Annotated in this window: 5 protein-coding genes and 1 pseudogene; all 6 read right to left on the bottom strand. The window is 29.1% G+C overall.

Annotated features, from left to right (window positions below; all coding sequences use genetic code 11):
- Window positions 1–1,591, bottom strand: a pseudogene (locus O212_RS0102890) (hypothetical protein); the annotation flags it as partial.
- Between the two features lie 36 nt (window positions 1,592–1,627).
- Entirely contained in the window at window positions 1,628–2,008 is a 381-nt protein-coding gene (locus O212_RS0102885) for a hypothetical protein (RefSeq protein ID WP_024613660.1), read from the bottom strand.
- Between the two features lie 65 nt (window positions 2,009–2,073).
- Window positions 2,074–2,337: a hypothetical protein gene (locus O212_RS0102880; RefSeq protein ID WP_024613659.1), complete on the bottom strand. Its 264-nt coding sequence runs from the start codon at window positions 2,335–2,337 to the stop codon at window positions 2,074–2,076.
- Window positions 2,338–2,353: 16 nt separating this feature from the next.
- The gene (locus O212_RS0102875; protein WP_035278959.1) at window positions 2,354–2,707 is read right to left on the bottom strand and encodes a DUF6711 family protein; all 354 of its coding nucleotides are present in this window, start codon (window positions 2,705–2,707) and stop codon (window positions 2,354–2,356) included.
- A gap of 3 nt (window positions 2,708–2,710) precedes the next feature.
- Window positions 2,711–5,908 carry a membrane protein gene (locus O212_RS0102870; protein WP_024613657.1) on the bottom strand — a complete coding sequence of 1,066 codons (3,198 nt, stop codon included), beginning with the start codon at window positions 5,906–5,908 and terminating at the stop codon, window positions 2,711–2,713.
- A gap of 44 nt (window positions 5,909–5,952) precedes the next feature.
- On the bottom strand, window positions 5,953–6,240 hold the full coding sequence (locus tag O212_RS0102865) for a Gp15 family bacteriophage protein (protein ID WP_242829550.1): 288 nt from the start codon (window positions 6,238–6,240) through the stop codon (window positions 5,953–5,955).
- Window positions 6,241–6,268: the final 28 nt, after the last annotated feature.

Genomic DNA, 6,268 nt, shown 5'->3' with positions numbered 1-6,268 from the left:
CATCTTTTGCTCTTATGAGTAATCCATAATCACTTGTAGTATCTTGCTTTTTGTATTCTCCTAAAATAACTCTATTTATATTATCTCTATTAACTAATATTTGATTACCTACAATTTGAATAGAGCCATTAGTACTAATTATTCTAAACTTACTTGTACTTATATCTCCTGCTCTAAGTTTATTTAGTTCTAAATCAGATATTTGTGCTGATCCTATAGCACCCTCTGCTATTATTCCACTTCCTGCAGTTATGGAATTGGCTTTAAAATTCTTTGCTGTAAGATTTCCAGCAAGTTGATTTTCTACACTAAGTGTTTTACCTTCTAAAATTTTAACTCTTTCTACTGCTACATTAAGTTCATTTATATCTGCTTTTCCAATTAATGCATGTTGTAGCTTTGATTCTAAAGCATTAAATTCTATTGTACTAATTTTAGTAGACTGTAAATCTCTAATTTTTGCATTTAATACTGTTAAATCTTGTGCATACAAATTATTTATTCTAGCATCTATTGCATCTAATGAATCTATACTGGCTTTTTGTATTAATGCTTTCTTTATATTTGCTTGTTCAATAGAATAGTTTTCCATAGCTTGTGTAATAGAGCCCTTACTATCAAACTTATCAGAACTTTCTGTTTTACCACTTGCTTTTAATTCTGATTTAATACCACCATTATAAATAAGCTTTTGCTCCATAATTAATGTATTATATTCTTTGCCATTTACATCTGATATTACAACTTTATCTCCAGCTTGAACTGCTGGATTTCCTTGCCAAATTAAAGTATATGGTCTATAAGTAAAATCCTTAAATTTATTATAAAGATCATTAACAATGTTTTCTGTAATTACTGGATTATCAATTATTATTTCTGTATTAGAGCCTTTACTAAAAGTCTTTTCTCCATTTTTAGCTGTTACTTTTGATATAACATAATCTTTATCATTTGTTTCAAATTTAAAGAATGTATCTGGTGTTATTCTTAAATCAGTATCTTCATAAGATATTATTTCTAGTTCTCCAATTCTATTAAATCTAGCAAAACATCCTATAAGTGTTGCAATAATTCCTATTGCTTGTCTAAAACTATATCCTTTTATTTCATCTATAGAATAATTAGGTAAAACAGATTTACAAGATATATTAGATTTTTTACATATTTCTTTTAATACTTCATTTATATTAACTGGATATTTTAAATCAGAAAAATAAGCTCTTTCTAACTTAATCATGTTATCTACACATTCCAACTTAACTTTTTTATCTTTTATTGCTACATCATCAACTGTAAATACCCCTAATGGAATATATTCTATTTTATTATCCAATTCCAATCCTATATATGGCTTTACTATTGCTTCTTCAAAGATAACATTATTATCAACATCAATTAAATTTATTTCAAATGTATTAGAAGCAACAGAGCCTAAAGAAAAGTTATCTCCTGGATTAACACTTTCATTTAGGCTCATATCAATAATATTATCATCATTATATTCTGTATCCCTTATTACAACTTTACTTACAAAACATCTTCCTCCAAGTTTTCCTATTTCATTTTTATAACTATCTGATACTTTAAACAAACATTAACCTCCTTTCTCTTAAGATTAATGTTTTTATTACTCTTCTAACATAAAATCAATAGACATCATTTCACTTGGACTCATATCATAACCATTTAATAAATCTAATTTAAACTTATGAACATCAATTTCAACTTCTATGTCTTGTAAATCTTTCATATCTTTATTCCATTTATCCATTTTTTCAGGATCTATAGAATAATTACCATCTTCTATTTTAAGATTGCCATCTTCATCTTTTAGACAACATTCATCTAATATTTTTTCTCTTCCTTTATTGTAGTGCTTTAATTCACTCTCTATTTTTGAAATATTTTTACCTATTGCATAACTAACCTTTACCGGTAACTTTCTATTACTTATTTCTCCTAACATTCCTACTTTTTCTATTATTTCTTTATTTGTTAACTTAGCCATTTTAAAATCCTTCTTTCTTAAATTTATTTAATATAAAAAGAGCCTACATAATGTAAGCTCTTAAACTAAAATACAAAGCAGTTTAATCCTTTTGCTACTTCATTTGCCTTTGTTCTAAATTTTTGTACTTCTGCTGCAACTAAAGCTGAATTTGATTTAAATAAATTCATATCATTTACATAAGTTTGAATATTTGCAACTCCATTTTCTACTAAGCTACAATTCATACTCATAACTTGTTGTTTCATTCCATTTGTTTCTATTTCTACAAACCCATTTAGATTTGTAGTTTCACTTATTGTACTTGTTATTTTTATTTCATCTGACATTTTAAATTCCTTCTTTCTATTTTTCTATTAAATTAAAAGATAGGCCTTGCCACATATTGCTTTTAAAATCAAAAGCCGGTGCTGACCTATCTCCTGTATAAAATATTTTTGTTATTTGTCCTTCCATTGGATCCGGATAAGAAACTGAAAAATATACTCCACTTATTGAATTTAATATAGTTTTTATTTCTTTTGATGTTAATGGACCCCACTCACATTCTAATTTTCTTGTAACCCTTATTCTATCTCTAAGCATTACACCCCTAGCATTTCTATTTGTATTTTCTCCATCCAAATCCAATATATTTACCTTAAAACTTTTAGGAGCAGTAACTTCTACTCCATTTATTGATAAGCTTATTGTTACCACCTCCTAAATTTTTAATAGCTGTTCTCCAGCTTGTCTATTAACTTTATTTATGGTTCTTATAGCAATTTTACCAAACTCTGTTTCTCCAACTTTTAATATTATATCTCCCATATCTCTATCGTTGTTTCCACCATCTTTATATTCCTTATCTTCTTTGCTTTCTTTTATAGCTTCAATAATTGCCTCTTTTAATTTTTCTAAATAATTAGAATAATTAGTGTTTTGATTATCTATATTAGAATTTTGCCCAAGCATTGTTAAATCCGGTTGTTGTAATATACTACTAGATGTTGATAAGATATTACTTATTCTTTCTGTTAGTTTATTAGCAAGTAAATCTAATCCGCCTGTGTTATTTTCTAAAGGTACAACGGCTTCTGTTCCTGCTTCCCCTACTACTGCCTGTGTAGGTTTATCAACTATACCACCTTTAGCCAAGTAAGGCATTTTAGGAATGTTTACTCCAAAGTGTTGTCCTCCTACAAATGGTACCCAGCTTGGTGCTGTAAAGCTAATAGTATTTAATCCATCTATAGCCATATTAACAAGACCTATAACTGCATTTAATGGAGCCTTTGCAATTCCTCCTAATGCTTGGAAAGCTCCTCTAAATATTTCTTTAACTCCATTCCAAGCTCTTCTCCAGTTTCCCGTAAATATTCCAGCAACAAAATTAATTATTCCATTAAATACGCTTCTTACTCCACCAAAGATATTACTTACATTCCTTAAAAATGCATTTAATAGGTTTCCTAATACACCAAAACTTTTGGACCAATCTCTTTGAAATACTCCTTGTAACCATACTTTAAATTCATAAAATATTTGTTTTATTTTAGCCCAAACTACTTTAGCTTTTGCTTTAATAACATCCCAATTTTTGTATAATGATACTCCTATAGCTATTATTGCACCTATCGCTACAATAGCTATTCCTATAGGATTGCTTAAAAAAGCAATTGCAGTGCCTAATAATCCTGATCCTACTTTTATTATACTCATTATATTTCCAAATAATTTAAATGCTTTTGTTGCCAATGATGTACCAATTTTTACAGCACCTATAGAACCACCAAGTAATCCAAATGCTGTTATTATTATATCTAAAACTGGCTTTCCACTTCCCATTAACCAAGTAATAAGTCCACTAAATGCATCTAATATTATTCCTACTTTATCTGCTACTATAGCTATAACTGGAGCAATATTATTCACAAACCAATTAACCATAGGTACAACAAATTGAGTATAAATATATCCAGCTAATTCAAATATCTTAGCACCTAATCTTATAAATCCTTGGAATAAATGACTTCCACCATTATCCCAAACATAAACTAATTTTTGAGTTAAGTTTTCAAGAACTTTAGCTGTTGAATGAAGTATTGCCATAAAAGTTTTTGCAACTCCTGGACCAACTTCTCCCCAAACTTGCCTTAAAGAATCACCCATATGTTTAATTAATGTTAATACATTTAAGAATGCATTAGCTAGTGTTTGTACTATTGCTGTTCCTATTCCACCTGCATTCCAAGCATTAGCAAAAGTAATTCCTATATCACCAATAATATTAAATATGTTTTGTAAAATCTGTAGAATAACAACAAGTATCGCTTCACCAGTTCCATTTGTCCATACTTCCAAGAAACTATGTCCAATAGACCTTATTAACTCCCAAATTCCATGTAATGCATATTTAATACTTGCAATAGTTGCAGCACCTTCTCTAGCCCATGCATTTTTAAATGGTTGAAATATTTTTGATATAATATCTTTTAACTTTTCTACCATTGCATTTATTTTTTGCATTGCTACACCTGTAGGTCCTAAATCTATACCAGGTGTAACCATTGGAATAGAACCTGCACCACCGCCACCTCCACTTGGAGATTTAGGTGTTTTATCTGTATCTTTAGGCATACTTAATTTGTTTATTTCATCAAATCCAGCTAATGCTCCTTGAATTTTCTTTTTAGCTTTTGATGCGGAATCGCCTATTTTATCTACAGCTCCAGAAGTTTTATGTCCTTGTTTCTCCATAACTTTCATTGCTGCTATTGATGAATTCATACTCTTAGCAGCACCAAAACTTGATTTATATGTTTTCCCAAACAAAGCACTTATAAAAGCTGCAATATATGCTGTTACAGTAGCAAGTCCACTCATAAGAGCATTAAGTGCCGGTAAAACTGCTTGATATATAGGCATAAATGCAACCATTAGATTTGTTCTTACTTGTGCTAAACTATTAGCAAATTGTGCATTAGTCATTAAAGCACTACCAATATAACTTCCAACTGCTGAAATACCTTTCATTATAATAGGAAATACAATACCCCATTTAAACATACTGTCTATAAACATTCCGGTTGCACTTCTTGCACCATTCATATTATTTCTAAATTGTCTTGAATTATTGTTAGCATTTCTTAAACTTCTACTAGCATTATTAGCTACATTAGCGGTTCTTTTAATACTATTATTAGCTTCACTAACTCCAACGCTTGAATTTCTAGATGCACTACTTAATCTTTCAAACTCTGCATCTAAGTCAGCAAGTTTAAATCCAGTTTTATCACTTTGAGCTGTTAATTTATTTATTGCAGCTTCCGTTTTTAAAATTTGCTCTTCTATTTTATTTTTTCTAGCTTGATTAAAAGTAGAATTATATGTTTGTCTTAGACCTGCTAACTTTTCTTGTTGCTGTTCTATTTTTCTATTAGTTATGTCTAAACTATTAGATAAATTATCTATCTGTGCTTTTATACTTTCTAGATTAACAGTATTACTTTTTGGTGGTCCTCTTGAACTAACTGCCTTTCCAGTAGTTTGGCTAGGCATTACAATATTCTTTACAGGTTCAAAATTCAAAGGAATATTTATTTTTTTAGCTTTTGCAATAATACTTTTTATGCAATCTAAAGCTCTTTCCTTTATTTCTTCAATAGTCTTTAATATATTTTGTTTGCTTTTTTCAAGATTAGAATTTATTGTTTCATCTATACTATTGAAAGCTCTATTTAAAGACTCTGTAATACCATTAGTCAATGAACTAAAGTCAAATTTTCCTGTAATTCCTTCTAATGATTTACTTATTTTATTTCCTATACTAGAAGCCATTTCTTCTATTTGTTTTTCTATATCACCATCTTGTATCTCTAAATCAAGACCAATTTTACCTACACTATCATTATCTGCCACTAACTTCACCTACCTTTCATCTAAAATAAAACAAGCACCTAGATTTAACTAAATGCTTGTTTAAATAATTCTTGTATTTCTTTTATTTGCTGTTCTTTTTCTTCATCTGTCATTTCTTCTAATTGCTTACTTCTCCATTCATCTTTAATCTTATGTTGTTCTTTAGTGAAACTCTTTAATATTTCTTCATCATCTTCACTTCTAATACTTATTATCTGCCCTAAAGGTGTTTTAGGCATTATTCCACTAAGTAAAGTGCAAAATTCATCCCAAGTCATATCTGGTTCATTTCTTAATCTAATGCCATATTGAGCGGTAAATGAAGCATCTATAAGCTCCCAATCTTCAATTAAATCATAC

This window comes from Clostridium sp. Ade.TY, assembly GCF_000498355.1.
Classification (GTDB): domain Bacteria; phylum Bacillota; class Clostridia; order Clostridiales; family Clostridiaceae; genus Clostridium.
The sequence above is the reverse complement of the archived record's forward strand: the minus strand, read 5'-3'. Positions and strand labels throughout refer to the sequence as shown.